The sequence below is a fragment of the Pseudomonas sp. FG6 genome, assembly GCF_057809015.1.
This window is the reverse complement of the sequence record NZ_JBMDJD010000015.1, coordinates 72,702-92,365: the sequence shown is the minus strand read 5'-3', so window position 1 is coordinate 92,365 and position 19,664 is coordinate 72,702. Positions and strand designations below refer to the sequence as shown.

The 19,664-nt window shown below is 62.0% G+C and carries 16 protein-coding genes; 7 read left to right on the top strand and 9 right to left on the bottom strand.

Features of this window, described 5'->3' with window-relative positions; genetic code table 11:
• Positions 1 to 272: 272 nt before the first annotated feature.
• From ACODSJ_RS12270 to ACODSJ_RS12255, 4 genes are all read left to right on the top strand, one after another.
• The gene (locus ACODSJ_RS12270) at positions 273 to 2,288 is read left to right on the top strand and encodes a ribonucleoside triphosphate reductase (protein ID WP_489101972.1); all 2,016 of its coding nucleotides are present in this window, start codon (positions 273 to 275) and stop codon (positions 2,286 to 2,288) included.
• 31 nt (positions 2,289 to 2,319) lie between these two features.
• A complete protein-coding gene (gene nrdD, locus ACODSJ_RS12265) occupies positions 2,320 to 2,481 on the top strand; it encodes an anaerobic ribonucleoside-triphosphate reductase (protein WP_489101971.1) in 162 nt (53 codons plus the stop codon).
• On the top strand, positions 2,478 to 3,173 hold the full coding sequence (locus ACODSJ_RS12260; RefSeq protein ID WP_489101970.1) for an anaerobic ribonucleoside-triphosphate reductase activating protein: 696 nt from the start codon (positions 2,478 to 2,480) through the stop codon (positions 3,171 to 3,173). Before nrdD ends, ACODSJ_RS12260 begins: the two co-directional genes overlap by 4 nt.
• 112 nt (positions 3,174 to 3,285) lie before the next feature.
• Positions 3,286 to 4,905 carry a methyl-accepting chemotaxis protein gene (locus ACODSJ_RS12255; protein WP_489101969.1) on the top strand — a complete coding sequence of 540 codons (1,620 nt, stop codon included), beginning with the start codon at positions 3,286 to 3,288 and terminating at the stop codon, positions 4,903 to 4,905.
• 191 nt (positions 4,906 to 5,096) lie between these two features.
• On the opposite strand, the gene ACODSJ_RS12250 is transcribed toward ACODSJ_RS12255, so the two are convergent.
• From ACODSJ_RS12250 to ACODSJ_RS12235, 4 genes are read right to left on the bottom strand one after another with little or no spacing between them, the layout of a single operon-like run.
• Entirely contained in the window at positions 5,097 to 6,464 is a 1,368-nt protein-coding gene (locus tag ACODSJ_RS12250) for a 4Fe-4S binding protein (RefSeq protein ID WP_489101968.1), read from the bottom strand.
• Complete coding sequence (locus ACODSJ_RS12245) at positions 6,452 to 7,306, bottom strand: FTR1 family iron permease (protein ID WP_489101967.1); 855 nt, start codon at positions 7,304 to 7,306, stop codon at positions 6,452 to 6,454. The genes ACODSJ_RS12250 and ACODSJ_RS12245 overlap by 13 nt, the downstream gene beginning before the upstream one ends.
• A gap of 21 nt (positions 7,307 to 7,327) precedes the next feature.
• The gene (locus ACODSJ_RS12240; protein WP_489101966.1) at positions 7,328 to 7,690 is read right to left on the bottom strand and encodes a cupredoxin domain-containing protein; all 363 of its coding nucleotides are present in this window, start codon (positions 7,688 to 7,690) and stop codon (positions 7,328 to 7,330) included.
• Positions 7,691 to 7,692: 2 nt separating this feature from the next.
• The gene (locus tag ACODSJ_RS12235) at positions 7,693 to 8,223 is read right to left on the bottom strand and encodes an iron transporter (protein ID WP_489101965.1); all 531 of its coding nucleotides are present in this window, start codon (positions 8,221 to 8,223) and stop codon (positions 7,693 to 7,695) included.
• A 214-nt stretch (positions 8,224 to 8,437) separates the two neighbouring features.
• Between ACODSJ_RS12235 and ACODSJ_RS12230 the strand changes: the two genes are divergently transcribed.
• Entirely contained in the window at positions 8,438 to 8,665 is a 228-nt protein-coding gene (locus ACODSJ_RS12230; protein WP_489101964.1) for a DUF3079 domain-containing protein, read from the top strand.
• Positions 8,666 to 8,716: 51 nt separating this feature from the next.
• Here ACODSJ_RS12230 and ACODSJ_RS12225 read toward each other — a convergent pair whose 3' ends face one another.
• From ACODSJ_RS12225 to ACODSJ_RS12215, 3 genes are all read right to left on the bottom strand, one after another.
• A complete protein-coding gene (locus ACODSJ_RS12225) occupies positions 8,717 to 10,453 on the bottom strand; it encodes a dipeptidase (RefSeq protein ID WP_489101963.1) in 1,737 nt (578 codons plus the stop codon).
• A gap of 339 nt (positions 10,454 to 10,792) precedes the next feature.
• Positions 10,793 to 12,793, bottom strand: a complete 2,001-nt coding sequence (locus ACODSJ_RS12220; RefSeq protein ID WP_489101962.1) for a peptidase U32 family protein — start codon at positions 12,791 to 12,793, stop codon at positions 10,793 to 10,795.
• A 119-nt stretch (positions 12,794 to 12,912) separates the two neighbouring features.
• Entirely contained in the window at positions 12,913 to 14,478 is a 1,566-nt protein-coding gene (locus ACODSJ_RS12215; protein ID WP_489101961.1) for a sensor domain-containing diguanylate cyclase, read from the bottom strand.
• Between the two features lie 282 nt (positions 14,479 to 14,760).
• Here ACODSJ_RS12215 and ACODSJ_RS12210 point away from each other — a divergent pair, with 282 nt between their 5' ends.
• Positions 14,761 to 15,378: a hypothetical protein gene (locus ACODSJ_RS12210; protein ID WP_489101960.1), complete on the top strand. Its 618-nt coding sequence runs from the start codon at positions 14,761 to 14,763 to the stop codon at positions 15,376 to 15,378.
• Positions 15,379 to 15,519: 141 nt separating this feature from the next.
• Positions 15,520 to 15,963, top strand: a complete 444-nt coding sequence (locus ACODSJ_RS12205) for a DUF4952 domain-containing protein (protein WP_489101959.1) — start codon at positions 15,520 to 15,522, stop codon at positions 15,961 to 15,963.
• A 102-nt stretch (positions 15,964 to 16,065) separates the two neighbouring features.
• Here ACODSJ_RS12205 and ACODSJ_RS12200 read toward each other — a convergent pair whose 3' ends face one another.
• Both ACODSJ_RS12200 and ACODSJ_RS12195 read right to left on the bottom strand, forming a co-directional pair.
• The gene (locus ACODSJ_RS12200) at positions 16,066 to 17,418 is read right to left on the bottom strand and encodes a S8 family serine peptidase (protein ID WP_489101958.1); all 1,353 of its coding nucleotides are present in this window, start codon (positions 17,416 to 17,418) and stop codon (positions 16,066 to 16,068) included.
• Positions 17,419 to 17,801: 383 nt separating this feature from the next.
• Positions 17,802 to 19,508, bottom strand: coding sequence for an amidase (locus ACODSJ_RS12195; protein WP_489101957.1), 1,707 nt, complete (start codon positions 19,506 to 19,508; stop codon positions 17,802 to 17,804).
• Positions 19,509 to 19,664: the final 156 nt, after the last annotated feature.

Sequence of the window (19,664 nt, the reverse complement as noted above, 5' to 3'; positions counted from 1 at the left end):
GAGCAAGCTTTGCTCCCACAGAGATCTCGGTGTTCACAAATCCTGTGCACACACAAATCACCTGTGGGAGCAAAGCTTGCTCCGGGCGACGATCCGACGATGACGGCAGTCCAGCCAGCATCGCCCCCTGACCGCCTCACCATCCCCCGCAATCAAACCTCAACCCCCATTCTTGATATCGATCAATTGCAAACCCGCCTTTTGCCCGTAACCTCCACTGCATATTGTGTTTTAAGTGTCTTGAAAATCTATATGTTGTGTCTGGAGCCAAAATGCAGAGCACGTTGATCTCAGTAGGCTGTAACCGCTTGCACAAGCGCGACGGCAGTGTCGTCGCCTTTGATGCGGACAAGATCCGCCAGGCGTTGATCGCCGCCGGCAAGGCCACCGGCGAATACGCCGACGCCGACGCCGAGGAGTTGCTCAAGGCGGTATTGGCGCGGTTGGAAGGGCAGACTCGCTTGAACGTCGAGCAAATCCAGGACCGTGTCGAGCGCGTGCTGATGGACGCCGGTTTCTTCCTCTCCATGCGTGCCTACATCGTCTATCGCGAGCAACACGGGCGCCTGCGCCGCGATCGCCGCACGCTGGTGGAAGTCGCGACGTCGATGAACGAATACCTGGAGCGCGAAGACTGGCGCGTGCAAGCCAACGCCAACCAGGGATACTCCCTGGGCGGCTTGATCCTCAACGTATCGGGCAAGGTCACCGCCAACTACTGGCTCGACGAGGTCTACAGCCAGGCCATCGGCGAAGCGCACCGCGAAGGCGACCTGCACATCCACGACCTGGACATGCTGGCGGGCTACTGTGCCGGCTGGTCCCTGCGCACGCTGTTGCACGAAGGCCTCAACGGCGTGCCCGGGCGTGTCGAAGCTGCGCCGCCCAAGCACCTGAGCAGCGCCTTGGGGCAAATGGTCAACTTCCTCGGCACCCTGCAAAACGAATGGGCCGGGGCCCAGGCGTTCAGTTCGTTCGACACCTACCTGGCGCCCTACGTGCGCAAGGACAAACTCAGCTACCAGCAGGTGCGCCAGTCGCTGCAGGAATTCATCTACAACCTCAACGTGCCATCGCGCTGGGGCACGCAGACGCCGTTCACCAACCTCACCTTCGACTGGGTCTGCCCGCAGGACCTGCGTGAACAGATCCCGGTGATCGGTGGCGAGGAAATGCCGTTTGCCTACGGTGACCTGCAAGAGGAAATGGAGCTGCTCAACCGCGCCTACATCGAAGTGATGCAGGCCGGCGATGCGAAAGGGCGGGTGTTCACCTTCCCGATCCCGACCTACAACATCACCCACGACTTCCCGTGGGACAGCGAAAACGCCGACCGGCTGTTCGAGATGACCGCCCGCTACGGCTTGCCGTATTTCCAGAACTTCCTCAACTCGGACATGCAACCTAACCAGGTGCGGTCGATGTGCTGCCGCTTGCAACTGGACGTGCGCGAGCTGCTCAAGCGCGGCGGCGGCCTGTTCGGTTCGGCCGAGCAGACCGGTTCCCTGGGCGTGGTGACGATCAACTGCGCGCGCCTGGGCTATCTGTACAAGGGCGACACCAATGCCCTGTTGCAGCGCCTCGATACCTTGATGGAGATGGCCAAGGAAAGCCTGGAGGTCAAGCGCAAGGTGATCCAGCACCACATGGACGCCGGCCTGTACCCCTACACCAAGCGCTACCTGGGTACCTTGCGCAATCACTTCTCCACCATCGGCGTGAACGGCCTGCACGAAATGCTGCGCAACTTCACCGATGACCAGCAAGGCTTGCACACCGAGCAGGGCCGGGAATTCGCGTTGCGCTTGCTCGATCATGTGCGCGCCACGCTGCTGCGCTTCCAGGAAGAAACCGGCCACCTCTACAACCTTGAGGCCACGCCCGCCGAAGGCACGACTTACCGTTTCGCCAAGGAAGACCTCAAGCGCTACCCCGACATCCTGCAAGCCGGCAGTGCGGTCGCGCCGTACTACACCAACTCTTCGCAACTGCCGGTGGGCTTCACCGACGACCCGTTCGAAGCGCTGGAGCTGCAAGACGAACTGCAATGCAAATACACCGGCGGCACCGTGTTACACCTGTACATGGCCGAGCAGATCTCGTCCACCCAGGCCTGCAAGCAACTGGTGCGCAAGGCCCTCGGACGCTTCCGCCTGCCGTACCTGACAGTTACGCCGACGTTCTCCATCTGCCCGGTGCACGGCTACCTGGCGGGCGAGCACGAGTTCTGCCCGAAATGCGACGAGGCCTTGCTGCTCAAGCAACAACTCGCCGGCACCGTTCACTGATCCGATCCATCGACCGCAAGGAGCTTCACCCATGAACGCATCGCAAACCATTCCCCAAGCACAACGTCAACGTTGCGAAGTATGGACCCGAGTGATGGGTTATCACCGCCCGGTGGCGGCCTTCAATCCGGGCAAGCAGTCCGAGCACCGCGAGCGCGTGCATTTCACTGAAAGTGCGGCCGGGCGTCCATGAGCCGAGTGCTTCGGGTCGGGGGCATGGTGCCCCTGACCACCCTCGATTATCCGGGCCAGCTGGCTTGCGTACTGTTTTGCCAGGGTTGTGCCTGGCGTTGTCGTTACTGCCATAACCCGCAACTGATCCCGCCACGCGGCAGCGAGGAGGTGGATTGGTGCCGGGTGTTGGCGTTCCTGCAACGCCGCCGCGACCTGCTCGACGCCGTGGTCTTCAGCGGTGGCGAACCGACCTTGCAGGACGGTCTCGCATCGGCCATGGACGAGGTGCGGCAGATGGGCTTTCGCATCGGCCTGCACAGTGCCGGTATCAAGCCGGCGGCCTTCGCCAAAGTGGTCGGGCAAGCCGACTGGGTGGGTTTCGACATCAAGGCGCTGCCCGAAGATGCCTTGGACGTGACCCGGGTCGAAGGCAGTGGCGCGGCCAACTGGCGCAGCCTCGACCACCTGCTCGCCAGTGGCGTGGACTATGAGTGCCGCACCACGGTGCATTGGCATTTGTTCGATCCCGAGCGACTGCTGACCCTCGCCCGGCGCTTGAGCGAGTTGGGCGTGCGGCGTTTTGCCGTGCAGTTGGTGCGCACGGCACGCATGCTCGATCCGCACCTCTCCAGCGTTTCGGCACAAGCCTTGCAACCTGAGCTCTGGGCCGCCATGCGCGAATTATTCCCCTCGTTTGTGTTGCGCAGTTGACCGTCCTCCGGGATGAACGACCGACAGTGGCCCGGGATGACCGGGCCTTCTTTCTTTCAAGGTTTTCAGATGCGCTGCCCATTGGCAGAGAGTTGAACAGGGAGCATTTGAGATGACCAGACTCACCACCGCCCAACGTATCGTGCTCGGCTTTGCCATTGCGCCGCTGGCCTTGATCGCCTTGACGTTCTACGCCCTGAGTGACTTGGCGATGCTGCGCGACCAGGCCGAGCAGATTGTCCGGCAGGATTGGCCGAAGATTGACCCGATCATGGTGATCGCCACGGGCGTGCGCGATAACGCCAGGAGCACCCGGGACCTGTTGATCGACAAGAACAACGCCCAGGTGCAGCAATCGATCGACGCCACCCGGCAACGGATCACCCAGGCATTCGCCACGCTGGAACCACTGCTCGACCAGCCGGAAGGCAAGGCCGCGTATGCCGAATTGAAGAAGCGGCGCGAGGCCTACGTGGCCGCTTTCGTCCAGGTCCAGGCGTTGATCCGCCAGGGCGCGATGGAGGAGGCCATGACGCAGCTCAGGCAAGGTGTCATCCCGGCGGAACGCGAGGTGTACAAAAGCCTCGAAGGCATGATGGCGATGCAGGGCCAGGTCTTCGTCGAGCGCCAAGCGCTGGCCCAGGAGCGCTACAACGCGGCGCGACGCGACATGCTGGCGCTGGTGCTGGCTTGCCTGGCCCTGGTGAGTACCGTCGCGATCCTGGTCACCCGCAGCGTGACCCGCCCACTGGGCGGCGAACCCAATGATGCGGCGCGGGTGCTGAGCCACATCGCCCAGGGTGACCTGACGATCCGCGTACCGGTGGGCGTTGGCGCCAATGACAGCGTGATGGGCCACATGCATGACATGCAGCAGAGCCTCAACACCATGGTCCGGCACATTGCGGCGTCGGTGGACCAGGTGGCCAGTTCTTCCGAAGAACTGAGCGCCGTGAGCAGCCAGACCAGCAGCACGTTGCAGTTGCAGGGGCAGGAAATCGAACAGGCCGCGGCGGCCGTGAACCAGATGACCGCTGCGGTGGACGAAGTGGCGCGCAACGCAGTGAGCACCAGCGAAGCCTCGCGGGTTTCCGAGCAGACCGCCCAGCGTGGTCGGCAGCAGGTCCAGGAGACCGTCGCCTCCATCACCGCGCTGGCCGAAGGCGTGACGGACACCTCGGGGCGCATCCAGCAACTGGCCGGGCGAGTGCAGGACATCAGTTCCGTGCTGGACGTGATCCGCAGCATCGCCGAACAGACCAACCTGCTGGCCTTGAATGCCGCGATCGAAGCAGCCCGTGCCGGCGATGCCGGGCGGGGCTTTGCAGTGGTGGCCGACGAGGTCCGGGCCCTGGCCCATCGCACCCAGGAGTCGACCCGGGAAATCGAAGACATGATCGGCAACATCCGCCAGGACAGCGGGCACGCGGTGAGCTCCATGCAAAGCAACAGCGAGTTGGTGCAGGCCACGTTGCAGGTGGCCCAGCGCTCCGGCGATGCGCTGGATGAAATTGCCCATTCGATCTCGCAGATCAACGAACGCAACCTGATGATCGCCAGCGCCACGGAACAGCAAGCCCTGGTTGCCCGCGAGGTGGATCGCAACCTGGTGGGCATCCGCAACCTCTCCGAGCAGGTACTGCTGGGCGCCCGACACACCGACACCGCCGGCCAGGACCTGGCCCAGATGGCCGGCTCGCTGCATGAAACGGTGGCGCGGTTCAAAGTGTAGGCGCAGGCTCGCGGCCATTGAGCCTGGCACATTCCCTGTGGGAGTAAGCTCCTTCGCCACAGGGAATAGCGCTCATCACAGCATTTGTGATTCACGCCGATCCCCTGTGGGATCGAGCTTGCTCGCGAGGGTGGTGGATCAGCTTGCATCAATGCTGAAGGTGCCACTGTCTTCGCGAGCAAGCCCGCTTTTTACCAACCCCAGAACTGCAACCACCACCCATACCCCACCAGGCCGCTGGCCAGGGCCAGGCAGGCCATGGCCGAGACTTGTCGGATCGGTGACACGGCCGTTTGCCTAAGGCGCTTGAAGCCCAGCCACAGGCTCCAGGCAATCGCCGCGGTCAGCAAGCCGGCCCGGGCCGGTTGTACCCATTCCAGCAATAGCCCTTCATAGCGCAGCAGTTTCACCGTGGTGGCCGACAACCCTAGGAAAAGACCTGCACCGCCAAGGGGCGTCAGGGTAATGGCCAGGGGCCAATACTGTGCGCCATCGCCCGTGAGTCTTGCCGCCAGGCGCATCAACAACATCAGGGACGTGCCCAGCAGCACCGCGCTCATGCCCAGGTAGGCGAGAATGCAGAAGCCGTCGAGCCAACTGAAACTGTCGTTGAGTTGCGGGTAATGGGTCAGTAGCCACCAGGGTGCGTTGTCTTGCAGCGGCCAGAAAACGTCATGGGCGACCAGCCATTGGGCCAGCTCTTGCTTGAGGGCGATGAACCAGGGGCTGACGGTCCACTGGAAGGCCCCCATGGCGAGGCCGATCACGCCAAACAGCAGTAAGCGTGCGTCCCAGGGCGAGAGGTTGGTCGCCGTCGAGTGAAGGATTTCCTGGTTGCTGGAGCGGGCGATCAGGCGCACCGCGTCGCGCTGGCCGCTGCAACGCCCACAGGCGTGGCAGTCGGCGGCGCCGCGCAGGCGACGAATGTCCAGCAGCGGTGCACAGTTGGGCGGTGGGCGACGTGGCGCGAGGTTTTCTTGCCAGCGTTCTTCATTCACCTGGAAGTGCACCGGGGCCAAGCGGGCGAGCAGGGCGAAGACGCCACTGACCGGGCACAGATAGCGGCACCAGACCCGTTTGCCACGGGCGAACAACAGCCCCACGATCACTGCCGCGACGGTCGACCCGCCCAGGATCAGCAACGCCGCCTGGGCATAGTCATAGACGCTGATCAGTTGGCCATAGATTGTGGTGAGGCAGAACGCGAGCGTCGGCCAGCCTGCCCAGCGCAGCCCTCGAGGCATGCCCAGGCCCTTGCCATACTGGCTGGCCCATTCGCTCAAGGCGCCTTCAGGGCACAACACGCCACACCAGAGTCGACCGAACAACACGATCGACAGCAACACGAACGGCCACCACAGGCCCCAGAACAGAAACTGCGCCAACAACGTCAGGTTGTTGAGCATGTGCGCCTGGCTGTCCGGTACCGGCAGCAGGGCCGGTACCACCAGCAAGACCGCGTAGAACAGCACGACCGCCCACTGCACGGCGCGAATAGTCGCGCCGTGGCGCCGCATTCCATCGCCCAGGCGTTGAAGCCAGGGATTCAGGTTGGGCATGGCAGGGTTTCCACCTTACGGGGCCGCAGCCATCCGGCAACGACCAGCCAATAGCCAAGCCACACCAGCAAAGTCAGCAGGCTGGGGCTTGCACGATAACCGGTGAAGTCGGCAAGGAAACCGCCCAGGCCGTGGCCGTCGTCGAGGAGCGCGCTGCTGTCCCACAGTGCGTCGCCAATCGCGCGATACACCGCTTCGGGCCAGTCCATCGCCAGCAGTTGCCCGCCGATCCGTTCGATGCCGCTGACCAACAATGCGGCCCCCAAGAGCAACAGGATCGCTTCGCTGATGGCAAAGAAGCGCGGCCAGGAAATGAACCGGCGACTGCTGTGCAGCACCGAGACGGTCAGCAATGACAACACCAGGCCCGCCGCCGCACCCACGGCGAACAGCCCCAATTGCGGCCCTTCCAGGCGCGCTCCGGCGCCGTACAAAAAGACCACGGTCTCACTGCCTTCGCGGCTGACCGCGAGCAATGCCAGCACCAGCAGTCCCAGGCCACCCTGGCGGCTCAGGCGCTGATCGGCGTGACGCGTCAGGTCCTGCTTGAGTGAGCGTGCGTTGTGGTGCATCCAGCCGACCATCTGCACGATCAGCACGCTCGCCACCAGCGCCAGTGATGCCTGGAACCATTCGTTGGCGGCACCACTCATGGCTTCGCCGGCCAGCATGATCAGGCCGGCCAACAGACCAGACAACAGCAAGCCCAGCCCCGCGCCGGCCCAGACGTAGCGCAGCAGTCGGCTGGCCTGTTGCTGACGGCTGACCCAGGCCTGGAGAATCCCGATCACCAGCAGCGCCTCGACGCTTTCGCGCCAGACAATAAACATCGATTGACTCATGCAAACGCCTCCTGTTGACGGTCACTGGGCGAGAATTTCGCCTTCGGGCAGTTGCGAATTGAACTCATCGAAAAACGGATACTGCCCGGGGCGCAGCGGGTGGATCACCACGAACGTGGTGACCCCGGGCGACAGGACCTTTTCCACCCGCAGGGGCGTGCTCTCGAACTCCGCCGGGCCCTGGCCGACATTCTTGAGCACGATCTTGAAGCGCTGGCCGGCCGGCACTTGCAGTTGCTGCGGGGTGAAATGCCCGTCGCGTATGCTCAACTCATAGGTTGGCAGTTCGGCATGGGCGAGGGCAGGCAGCAGCAGACCGGCCAGCGTCAACCCCGCCAGGCGCCGACGGCGCGCCAGTTGCCCGGCGCAGGATGGGCGGTTCATCCTCAGTACCCGCCTTTTTTACCGATGCCGGCATAAACGAATTCATAACGCAGTTCGCAACGCTCGAACCAAGGCGCTACACCGGTTTCCTTGTCGGTGTGCCGGCCGAGGGAACCATGGCCGCCGGGTGGCAGGATGGTGAAGGTCAGTTGATATTTGCCTGGGCCGAGCAGCTTCACGTTGTCGCCATAGTGAGGGCCATCATTAGCGACCATGGCATGGAAGTCGCCTTTGACCTCGGTGTCGTTGCCTTGTTTTTTCAGTTGGAACGACACGTTGAGGTAAGGCACGAAGCTGCCTTCCTGGAAGCCTTGCGGGTTGTCCGCCGTGGCGCGGATGTCGGCTTCCAGGTGAACATCGGAGTCAGCCGTAGGGCGCATCATGCCGGCCGGTGCCATTTCGATCGGTTGCAGATACACCGCACCGACTTCCAGTCCTGGACACATCTGGGGTTCGCCGATGGGGTATTCCTTGGCCTGGGCCAGTGGGGCGAGAAACAGCAGGGCGAGGGACAGGGGAGCAACGGTGCGCATGATGACTTCCTGGACGATGTAAGAGATGGCCAAGTCTAGAAAGCTTCGCTGCGAATAATAATGATTATTGTCAATTTTTCGTTAGATTCTGCGATTGATTCTGCGATCGATTCGCAAATGGCTATAGCGCATGGGCTGTTCTTGATTCTGATCAAGACGGTGCCGGCCTTGAGCCGGTAAGGTTCAAGAACACCCATTGCTATCGGGGTTCACTATGGCCAAGCCTTTCCCTCTCAATCCCAAGCATCCCGAACGCATCTGCTGGGGTTGCGACCGCTACTGTCCGACGAGCGCCCTGGCTTGCGGCAACGGCGCCGATCGAACGATGCATCCGTCGGAGATGATCGGGGAGGATTGGTACCTGCATGGCGATTGGGGGTTGGAGCTCGTCGATATCACCGACAAGGCCATGGTTGAAAACGCCGCTCAACCGAAGGAATGAAGTAATACCTATGGTGAGGGAGCAAGCTCCCTCGCCACAATCACGCCTGTTTCAGAGCTTCGGCAACTGCCCGACGCGTCCCATCATCTCCGTCACGATCTGCAAGTCCAGCAGGAACTGTTCCACCGTCTTGAACTCGTTGTCGTTATGACCGGTGTACTTGACGTTGGGCATGGCCAGGCCGAACTGCACGCCGTTGGGCAGGTCATGGACGGACGTGGCGCCGGCCGAGGTGCCATATTTGTGCTCCATGCCCAGGTTCTCGCTCGCCACCGCCAGTAGCGCCTTGACCCATTCACCCTCGGGGTTGCGGTACATCGGTTCATCAATGCTGTAGTCGAAGGCCACTGGAACGTGGGTCTTTTGGGTCCAGGCGTCCAGTTTGTCGGTGATTTCGCGCTTGAGGGTTTGCGTCGACTTGCCCACCGGCACCCGCAGGTTGACCGCCAGCTTGAAGTTCTTCTCGTCCATGCCCACGTAGGTCAGGGAAGCGGTCAAGGGCCCCATGAAAGCATCGGAAAAACCAATCCCCAGTGTGTTGCCCAGGTAGTCGAGGCCCCAGTTGTCGGCGGCGTAGCGGGCGGCGTCGGTGATGTGGTTGTGCTTGAGGGCGATATTTGGGTCGAGGCTGTTGATAAAGCCCAGCATCCTTGCCACCGGGTTGATGCCGGATTCGGGTTCGGAGGAGTGCGCGGACACACCGGTGAACGTCAGTTGGATGTCGTTGCCGATCACCTTGCTCGTCACCTCGAAATTGCCGCCATTGCGCAAGGCATAGTCGTTGGCGGCCTTGAGCAGGCGGGGGGCTAGCTCGGCGGGTTTCTCATCCTTGAAGGTGGCCACGGATGTCGATGGAATCTGGTTGGTCGCCAGGCCACCGGTCAACGCGGTGATTTGCGCGCCTTCGCCCTCTGCGTCGCGTCGGGCGAAGTTCGCCATGACGGTGCCATAGCCTTTTTCGGCAATTACCACCGGGTAGCCGCCATCCAGCGCCAGGTTGTAGTTGGGCGTGGGGTTGTGCTCGAAGTAGTAGGGGATCGCATCGCCGCTGGTTTCTTCGGTGGTGTCGATCAACAACTTGAACTGCCTCGCCAGCGGCAGTTTCTCTTCCTTGATGATCTTCATGGCGTAGAGCGCCACCACGATGCCGTTCTTGTCGTCCTCGGTGCCGCGACCGTAGAGGCGGTCGCCGACCAGGGTGACCTTGAAGGGATCCAGGCGCGTGCCGTCCTTGAGCACCCAGTTTTCCGGCGTCACCGGCACCACGTCGGCATGGGCATGAATGCCCACGATTTCGTCCCCGCTGCCTGGAAGGGTGATTTCATAGACGCGGTTGTCGACGTTGCGAAAGTCCAGGTTGAAGGACTCGGCCAGGCCCTTGATCTTGTCGGCAATCTTGAGGAATTCGGGGTTTTCATGCTGGGGGACGCCGTCCTTGCGAAAGGTCGGGATGGCCACCAGTTCCTTCAGCGTCTCGGTTGCAGCCTTGCCATATTTCACCCGCGCATAGACGCCCAGCAAGCGATGGATTTCATTCTGCTGTTCGGCCGAGAGCGGTTTGTTGTCGAGGAATCCACTGATGGCGGGGCCAAGGTTGGCGGCTTTCCCCGGCTCGCTTTTGGCCACGCCTGCCAGGAATTGCCGGAAATCCGTGACGGACGTGTCGGTAAAGGATTTGACCAGGGTCGCGTTCTGTTGCGCGGTGAGGTTGGCGAATGCGGGGGCGGTGGAGGCGAGGCTGGACAGTACCAACGTGGTCACGGCCAATTGCTTGAGCGAGAAATTCATCGTGGTGGGCATTCCTTTGCAGGCGGTTGGGAGGAATGTGTTTCATGGTTGAAACACGCAGGGGCAACCTAACACTGCAAGGAGAGGCGGAGGGAGCCTTTGGGCGGAATCTGTCGCGATGAAACGCAAAAACGGCGCAGTAACGAAAATGAGCTCGCAACCGATCACGGTGGCATCAGCATGGATGCAAGCTGACCCACCGCTATCGTCGGAACGCCGCCCGGAGCAGGCTCGCTCCCACAAGGGTTTGAGCTGATCACAGAATTTGTGATCTACGCAGATCCCTGTGGGAGCGAGCCTGCTCGCGATTGAAGGCGACTCGGTCTCGCTACCGCTGACTCAGTGCGGCGCGCGGGGGATGGTCTTGAGCAGGTCTTCGGGGCTGATATAGCCCACCACCGGTTCTGCCGTGCTGCCTGGCAATGGCAGGTCAAGGATGTGCCCCTTGATCTTGCCGATGACGTGCATCTCGCAGGGTTTGCAGTCGAACTTCAGCGTCAGGACCTCATCGCCCTGGATCAGCTGCATCGGCGCGACTTTGGTCCGTACACCGGTGACCCCCTTGGCCTGCTTGGGGCACAGGTTGAACGAGAAGCGCAGGCAATGCTTGGTGATCATCACCGGTACTTCGCCCGTTTCCTCGTGGGCCTCGAACGCCGCGTCGATCAGTTCCACACCGTGGCGATGGTAGAAGTCCCGGGCCTTCTGGTTGTAGACGTTGGCGAGGAACGACAGGTGCGATTCCGGGTACACCGGCGGCGGGCTGGTCTCGGCCTTGCGACCACCCCGGGGATGCGCTGCGACGCGGGCCGCCGTCAGGGCTTCGATGACCTCGCGGCGCAGGGCCTTGAGCTGCGAATTGGGAATGAAATACGCCTGGGGCGCGTCCAGTTCGATGGTGCTGGCGTGGTATTCGGTGGTGCCCAATTGGCCCAGCAGGTCGTGCAGTTGCTCCAGCGCTTGCTCAGGCTTGTTCGCCAGGCCGAACGGGCCGTCCAGGGCGACGCTGGCGCGGATGCCTTCCTCGCTGGTGGCGGTCAGTTCCAGGCGCTCCTCGCGCAGGCGGGCGACCCACGACAGGCCGATACGACGCTCCGAAGAGGTCTTGAGCAGTGCTTGCTGCCAGTTGTGGTCCAGGTTGCGGCTCAGCGGGTGGTTGGGACGCAGTTTGTACAGGTCCGCCGGCATCTCGTTGGGCTCGACACGGTAGCGATACTGCTTCTGGCCGTCCTCTTCGAATTCGCCCTTGGGTTCGGCGATGTTGGCCCGGAAACCGAGCACTTCGCGCTTGACCAGCACATTGAGGCCGTCACCGTTGGACAGCGGATCGAAGGTCACGACTTGCAGGTCGCGCTTGCCGACTTTCTCCACCACGCCCACCGGCACGCCGGTAAAGGTGGGTGAGTCGAAGGCGCCGATGTCGATCTTGCGGTCGCTGACGAAGTAATCGGTGCTGCCACGGTGGAAGGTCTTTTCCGGATCCGGCACGAAGAAATGCACCGTGCGACCGCTGGAGGCGCGAGCCAGGTCCGGGCGGTCTTCGAGGACATCATCCAGGCGCTGGCGGTAGTAGGACGTGATGTTCTTCACGTAGCCCATGTCCTTGTAGCGTCCTTCGATCTTGAACGAGCGCACACCGGCCTCGACCAGGGCGCGGATGTTGGCGCTCTGGTTGTTGTCTTTCATCGACAGCAGGTGTTTTTCATAGGCGACCACGCGACCCTGGTCGTCCTTGAGGGTGTAGGGCAGGCGGCAGGCCTGGGAGCAGTCGCCACGGTTGGCGCTGCGACCGTTCTGGGCGTGGGAAATGTTGCATTGCCCGGAAAACGCCACGCACAGCGCGCCGTGGATGAAAAACTCGATGGCCGCATCGGTTTCGTCGGCGATGGCGCGGATTTCCTGCAGGTTCAGCTCGCGGGCCAGCACCAGTTGCGAAAAACCGGCCTGGTCGAGGAACTTCGCCCGTGCCAGGGTGCGGATATCGGTCTGGGTGCTGGCGTGCAGTTCGATCGGCGGAATGTCCAGCTCCATCACCCCGAGATCCTGGACGATCAACGCATCGACGCCCGCGTCGTACAGTTGGTGGATCAATTGGCGGGCCGGCTCCAGCTCGTTGTCATGCAGGATCGTGTTGAGGGTGGTGAACACCCGGGCATGGTAGCGATGGGCGAATTCCACCAGCCGGGCGATATCGCCCACTTCGTTGCAGGCGTTGTGACGCGCGCCGAAACTCGGGCCGCCGATGTACACGGCGTCGGCGCCATGCAAGATGGCCTCGCGGGCGATGGTCACGTCGCGGGCGGGGCTGAGCAATTCCAGATGATGTTTGGGCAAGGACATGTATTTTTTTATCAGGCAGGTCGCGGTCGAAGCGCGCATTGTAGCCGTCGGGCGCCCGGCAGGCACCTGCGGACTTGAATTTGCGTGACTTGGACCGATGCGCGGCGGTTATCCCAGGGTCATCCCTGGGACGCGCCAGCGCTGCACCAGCGGTTTCGCCCGGTGTTTTTTGCCAGGTACAAGAAGGCGTCGGCGGCCTTGATCAGCATGGCCGGCGTCACGTCCTCGGTGCCCGGCTGGCTCACGGTGACGCCCGCGCTGGCCGTGACGATGCCCAGTGGATGATCGCCGTGTTCGATCTGCAAGGCCCTGATCGCCTCCAGGATCTCTTGGGCGACCGTGATGGCGCCCGCGCCGTTGGTGTTGGGCAGCAACACGGTGAATTCTTCGCCACCGTAGCGGACCGCCAGGTCAGCGGGGCGCTTGATGGTGTTCTGGATTGCGCCGGCGATTGCCCGGAGGCATTCATCTCCGGCAGCATGGCCGTATCTGTCGTTAAAACGCTTGAAATAGTCGACATCGAGCATGATCAGCGCCAGGGACGAACCCTGGCGCTTGGCCAGGCGTATCTCGTCGGCCAAGGTGTTGTCCAGCCGTCGGCGGTTGCCCAGCCCGGTCAGGCTGTCGGTCAGCGCCATGTCCTTCATGGTCTGGTGGGCGCTGCGAATCTGCTTCTCCATGGTCATCCGGTAGCGCAACTGGCTCAGTACGATCAGTCCGAAGCCCACCAGTATCGCGATGAGGAACAGCAGCACCACGCCCGTCTTGAGCAAGTCGCGACGCCACGGTGCGATGATCGAGTCGCGCGACAGGCCCGCTTCCACCACCAGCGGGTAGGTGGTCAGCGCCCGGTAACTGTAGACGCGCTCGGTGCCGTCGACGACCGCCTTGGCCTCCACCACGCCTTGGTTCGAAGTGGGCAGGTGCTCCCTGAAGATCACGCTGTCGGCCAGGCTCTTGCCGATCACCGATTCGACGAAGGGGCGGCGGACCAGGATCGTTCCCTCCCGGGTGGCCAGGACCAGGGCGCCTTTGTCGTCAATCTTGAAATCGCCGTAATAGTCCACGAAATAGCTGACCTTGACCGTCCCCAACAGCACCCCGGCGAACGAGCCGTCGGGGTTGTTCAGGCGGCGTGAGATCGGGATGATCAGGTCGTTGGTGGAGCGGCTGCGGATCACGGAACCGATCCGCACGTTGCGGTCCTCATGGGTGCGGTGGTACTGGAAGTAGTCACGGTCGGCGTTGTTCGCCGGTTCCGGGATGGTTTCCTTGTCCGTGACCAGCCACTGCCCATCGGCGCCATAGATAAACAGCCCGTGCAGTTGCGGCATGATGGCCGCTTGCTGCACCAGCAGTCTGTGGATGCGCGGGATGTCCAGGCTCTGCATCCCGTCGCCTTCGACCCGTTCACCCAGGGCGGCAGTGACCACGTCCACTTGGCGGATGGTGTCTTCGGCATGCTGGGCCGTTGCCCGCGCCAGGTTGCTCACCGAATCGCGCGCAGACGCAAAGGCGGCTCGATAATCGCGCCAGGTCCGCCAGCCCTCGACGGTGAGGAATGCCACGACCACCACGAGCATGAAACTCACGGTAAGCCGCAAGGCAGCGCCAGCCCGTGCGGTCTGGGGAGGGAAGGCTTCAGAGCTGTCAACCACTGGCTCTGGCCGTTTGCGTCCGAGCATCAATATTTCCTTTTACGACGGGTCTGCGCATCGTTGGCGCGGTGCCTATCTTATTCGATTTCAGTACTTTAGCGAGCGGTGCGAAGGCAGGCAGGGGCGCGCTCGTCCACTGTCAGTGGCTGGCGCTTATGCGTCAAGGGCTGGTGGGCGTGCAACAGTACGTCCATTTTGCATTTTCCGTGGTGACAACTACGCTCAATCGGCGTCTCCCGGAGGGCGGCTGAACGCTGGACGAGTTCGCTGGCGGCCCGAGGTCCAACCGATCAAGACAGGGATAATCTTATGCCGGTTGTTCTGCATCAGTTCACGGTGGCCGTGGGCGGCGTCATGAATGCGGGTTATCTCGAAGCGCTGGAGCTTGCCCGGCAATGCGCGACCCATGCCCACACGCAGGCTCTACCGGGCGCTGGCCTGGCCCATGGGTCCTGTTGGGCCGCGTTGGCGACCGTGCCCAATCCCGGTGCGGGCTTTCCCGTGGGCCAGGCGGTCGGAGGCGGAGCCGCCTTGCCGTATGGCGTTGTATTCGGCAATTCACGCTTTTCGATTATCGGAGCGGCCGCGGTCGTACCCGGCGCGCCTGCGGTCGGTTTTTCCGGCCACGCGGAGCGCAATGCCCTGGTAGTGGCGGGCGGTAACGGCCTGGTCCCCCATGGCCTGCCGGCACCCAATGCCGGGCATTGGGTGATGTACGTTCAGTTGCATCCCTGCCAGTACTGCTTGCCATGGTTGCAGGGTGTCGGGGGCGGGGGACTGCTCAATCCTTTTGCAGCTGCGATCGCCGGCGCGCAGACCCTGCACGTCTGGTACCGCTGGGCTCACGATGCCGCCGGGTGCGCGGCGAAGGACAATTGGAACCTGCTTCCCCTGGCCACCAAGCTTGCGCAGATCAATACCTGGTAAGCAGCGCAGTGAAACGGTTCGGGGAAAAGCGCCACTGCTTCGGCCTTCATCATCCGCACCGTCGGGGCGATGTCGCTATGGCCGGCGATGCGGATTCTGCCATCATGATGATCGTCGGACCTGGATGGATCGAGGCAGAATTTGACCCTGGCACAGCTTATTGTCGCAACCTTCATCGCGCTGTCACTCCCAAGCGCCGGCCTGGCTGCGCCGGGTGAAAACGCTCCGTGCGGCGACCTGCTGCTCGATCTCCAGCACAAACCACCGCATCTGGCGTTCGTCGGTTGCCGCGCGGACGTGCTCTACGGGCTCAAGGTCCTGGTGGCTGATTATCAGGTCGAAGGCCGGTACGCTGCAGCGGTGGAGGGCTATTTCATGAAGGTGGCGAACCTGCCTGCCCTTGGCTTCTATTGCTGCGGTTGGGATTCGATCGGCAAGCTCGGGCGGGACGGAGAGCTGCACGAGGGCGCGCTGTCTTTCGAAGTCTCGATGGGCTCGGGTGAAACCCTGGTCAACCGTCGCCAGGATTGGCCGCGGATCCCCCTGTTCCACGTCAGCGTGACCCGTTTTCTGGAAGAGCCGTAGGCGCGGGCGGTCTATAGTCGACATCGTCATCAATTGACGGCACCAGCACCGTCAGCATGGCCAGCGGCCGCCCGTGGAGCGAGCGGGCGGCCGCTGGCTTCTTTAGATTGCCGGTGTCGACGATTCGACCTCAGACTGTGAAGCAATGGCGTTCACGATATGGGGCAGTGGACCGATATGCCCGCCTGTTCCTTGAGGTGTGCCCGTCCGAATCAATAGCTCTCTCATGTGTCTCGGCGTTATTACTGTGCCAGTCCTTTTAAACCATGACTGCACCGCAATGACGGCGGCTCCTACAACTGCCGTGGCCGCGGAGGTTGCTGCAAAAAGTGAAGTATAAGTTCTTGTAGGCCCCTCATTATAAAGATCACCAACGCCGCAAGTGGTCACATACCCATCACCCCAAGCCTGTAAATGTACCGGGCTGCCATAGGTAGAAAAAACGAAGCGATTACGGCCGGTCCGTGTTCCAGCACCGACGAGAATGCTTCCATTGTCGCCACGGCTTCTGTATTCCTCATAAAACGGATGGTCCAGATCTTCACCGCCATTACCGGCGGCAGCGACAACAATAATTCCAGCATCAGTGGCCTGTTTTGTTATGTCCCAGACGCCCCTGTTAAAGTCAGCGGGCACCAATCGGCCCTCACGACCGCCAGTTTGCATTTCATAGATGAATACGTCGCCGGCCCTTAAATGTTTCAAGCCCTCGGCAATACCGCCAACCCGGCCAAGAGGCCCCTGCGAAATACCGTAAAACACGTCAATATCATAGGCAGCGCCCAAGATGCCAAATCCGTTGTTTTTACCAAAGACGACACCAGCAACTGCAGTCCCGTGGTCATTGGTGTTCTCACCGGGCATTGGAACGAGTTCTATGAAGTTGGTACCTTCCAAATCCTCATGATCGTAAGCGAAATGGCCGTTTTCGATATCTGCACATCTAATTCCTCGACCTGTAGCTTCATATAATCGCCACGCATTCATGGCATCAATGCCTATAGCATTTGATCCCAAATCACCTTGGAGATAATCTTGCCGGTCTACAAAGTTTGGAGTTGTACTCGTGGGGGCTGCTGGCATACATTCGCCTGGCGGCGTTGGAGCAGTTCCGGTTGGATCGGGCTCAGGTTCGACTGGCTCGATTTCGACATATTCTACAATATCCATATTCCTCAGCGTCGTTGCGAGGCTCTGCAGTTCTTCAAGTGATAGGAAGGGTGCGTTTTTAATGTAAACGAGCCCCTTGTATTGGGAGAAATCAATACTGTTTTCTTTGTTTTTTATGTTGCCCGTCTCTGTCAGGTCTGGAATGGCGTGGCGATATTCTAAATGAGATAAAAAACTCGCATCCTTTGCTAGTTTTGCTGATTGATTGAAGAGTATCTTTCCATTTGTTACTTTGGAAATACTGTTCGGGGTAAACTTCACAAGCAAGTTATGGGACTCATTCATCACGCACCTCCATGGAGCATTCTGAGAGTTACTTGCTATGCAAACTACGGCCAAGGCTGTGCCTGTTCAGGTTCAGCCCGCCTGCTGGTGCCACTGCGGTAGCGCTCTTGCCGCTCTCGACTGCTTGCTCGTTATCGATATGTAAGTCCTTGGGAAACTCGGGACATGGCTGAGAATAGCAGAAGCCTGGCCGCCGTCACGCGGCGGAAACCGCCTGGCCTCCAGCGCCGATGCCAGTTGATCCACCGTCGTCGCGAGCAGGCTCGCCCACAGGGCTTGGCGCAAATCTAACGTGTGCGAGCTTGCTCGCGATGACGACGGCACAGTCGACCTCTTCATCGACCGAGCCGCCGCTTCCACCGGTATGTCTTCTGTATGGCTGATCAAGCCGACAGGGGCGGCGTCCGTGGCGGGATCCGGCGTTTGGACCCTGTCGCTTCAAATGCCGAAGCCAGGCGCAGCAGGGATGAGTCGTCGTAGGCGCGCCCGGCAAACGTCAGCCCGACCGGCATGCCGATGTCCGCCATGATCCCCATCGGGACGGTGACGGTTGGTACGCCGAGGTGGCGGATGGCGAGGTTGCCGTTGGCGACCCAGACGCCGTTGCTCCAGGCGATGTCGGCAGACACCGGATTGATATCGGCATCCGCCGGCCCGACGTCGGCCACGGTCGGGAAGATCACCGCATCGAGCCCGAGCCGATCCATCCATTGCTCAAGGTCGATACGCCGGGTTTCTTCGAGGCCTCGCAGCCCGTCCGGCAGGGTCGGGATCTGATCCCAGGGCGTGATGCCGCGCTGGGCCATTTTCACGTATTCGTCCATGCCAGCCGCCAGGTCGTCTTCGCGGTTGGGCAGGGTGCCGGGGTCGTGGGGAAAGATCAGCGGCCCATCGACGTCGGCCAGGCGATTGAGTTTCGGGTCCCCGTTGGCCCGCAGGAAGTCATCGAACGCCCAGGCCGACAGGTCCCACAGTTCATGGTGCAGGAACTCCTTGGAAACCAGGCTGCGGGTGAACACCGTCGGCGCCCCCGGACGATCGCCTTCGCAGTTGGACACCAGTGGGAAATCCACCTCGACCACTTCGGCGCCGCAGGCTTCAAGGGCTTTGCGAGTGTCGTTCCAGAGGTCGATCACCGAGTCGCGGGTGACGATGCGCTGGCCCGTCGGGCCGCCGATGCCCGGCGCTTCGGAGGTGCCCGCTTCAGGGTCGGCGTTGATGTACATGCGCGGGACACCGAACCGCACGCCCGCCAGGGCGCCGGGGTTGGCGGCAAGGCTTGGGTAGGAGGCCGGGCGGACCGAGTCGACGCTCGGGAGCGGCACCCAAGGTTGCAAGCGCCACAGGTCGCCCCGGGTATCGGGATCCTGCGCGACCACCACGTCGAGCACTTCAAGCAAGTCCGCCATGGTCCTGGCGTAGGGCACGACGACGTCCATCGTCGGCGTCAGCGGCCAGTTGCCGCGCACCGAGATCACCCCGCGCGACGGCGTGTAGGCACACAGGCCATTGTTGGAGGCGGGGCCGCGTCCGCTCGACCAGGTTTCTTCGGCCAGGCCGAAGGCGGCGAAACTGGCGGCGGTGGCGGTTCCGGCACCGTTCGAGGAGCCCGAAGCGAAAGGGGCGGTGAGGTAATCGGCGTTGTACGGGCTCTCGGCGCGGCCGTACACCCCGCGCTGCATGCCGCCGTTCGCCATGGGCGGCATGTTGGTCTTGCCCAGGCAGATTGCCCCGGCGGCGCGAAGCCGTTCGACGGTGAACGCATCGCGATAGGCAACCAGGTCCTTGAACGCCGGGCTGCCGGAAGCGGCGGTGAGCCCTTTGACCAGGTAACTGTCCTTGGCCGTGTAGGGAATGCCGTCGAGGGGGCCCAGGGTCTGGCCGCTGGCGCGACGGGCGTCGCAGGCTTGTGCTTCCTTCAGCGCCTCGGGATTGCGCACGACCACGGCGTTGAGGGCGGTAGGGGTGTCGGGGCCGTCGTAGGCATCGATCCGGGCGAGATAGGCCTGGACCAGCTCGACCGCAGTGGTCTGGCCGGATTCGAGCGCAGCGCGCAGTTGGGCAATGGAAACTTCGGTGATGTCGATCATGCAGTTACCGCCGCGGCAGAAGGATGATGGGGTGTGCGGGTCCATTGGCGTTGGGGCCTGGCACTTCAGGTTATCTAAAGGTGGATATTTATCGAGTTTTGCTTACTGTACTACGGAAGAGCGAGCAAGGGCAGCCAGGTTTGACCGAGACTGTTT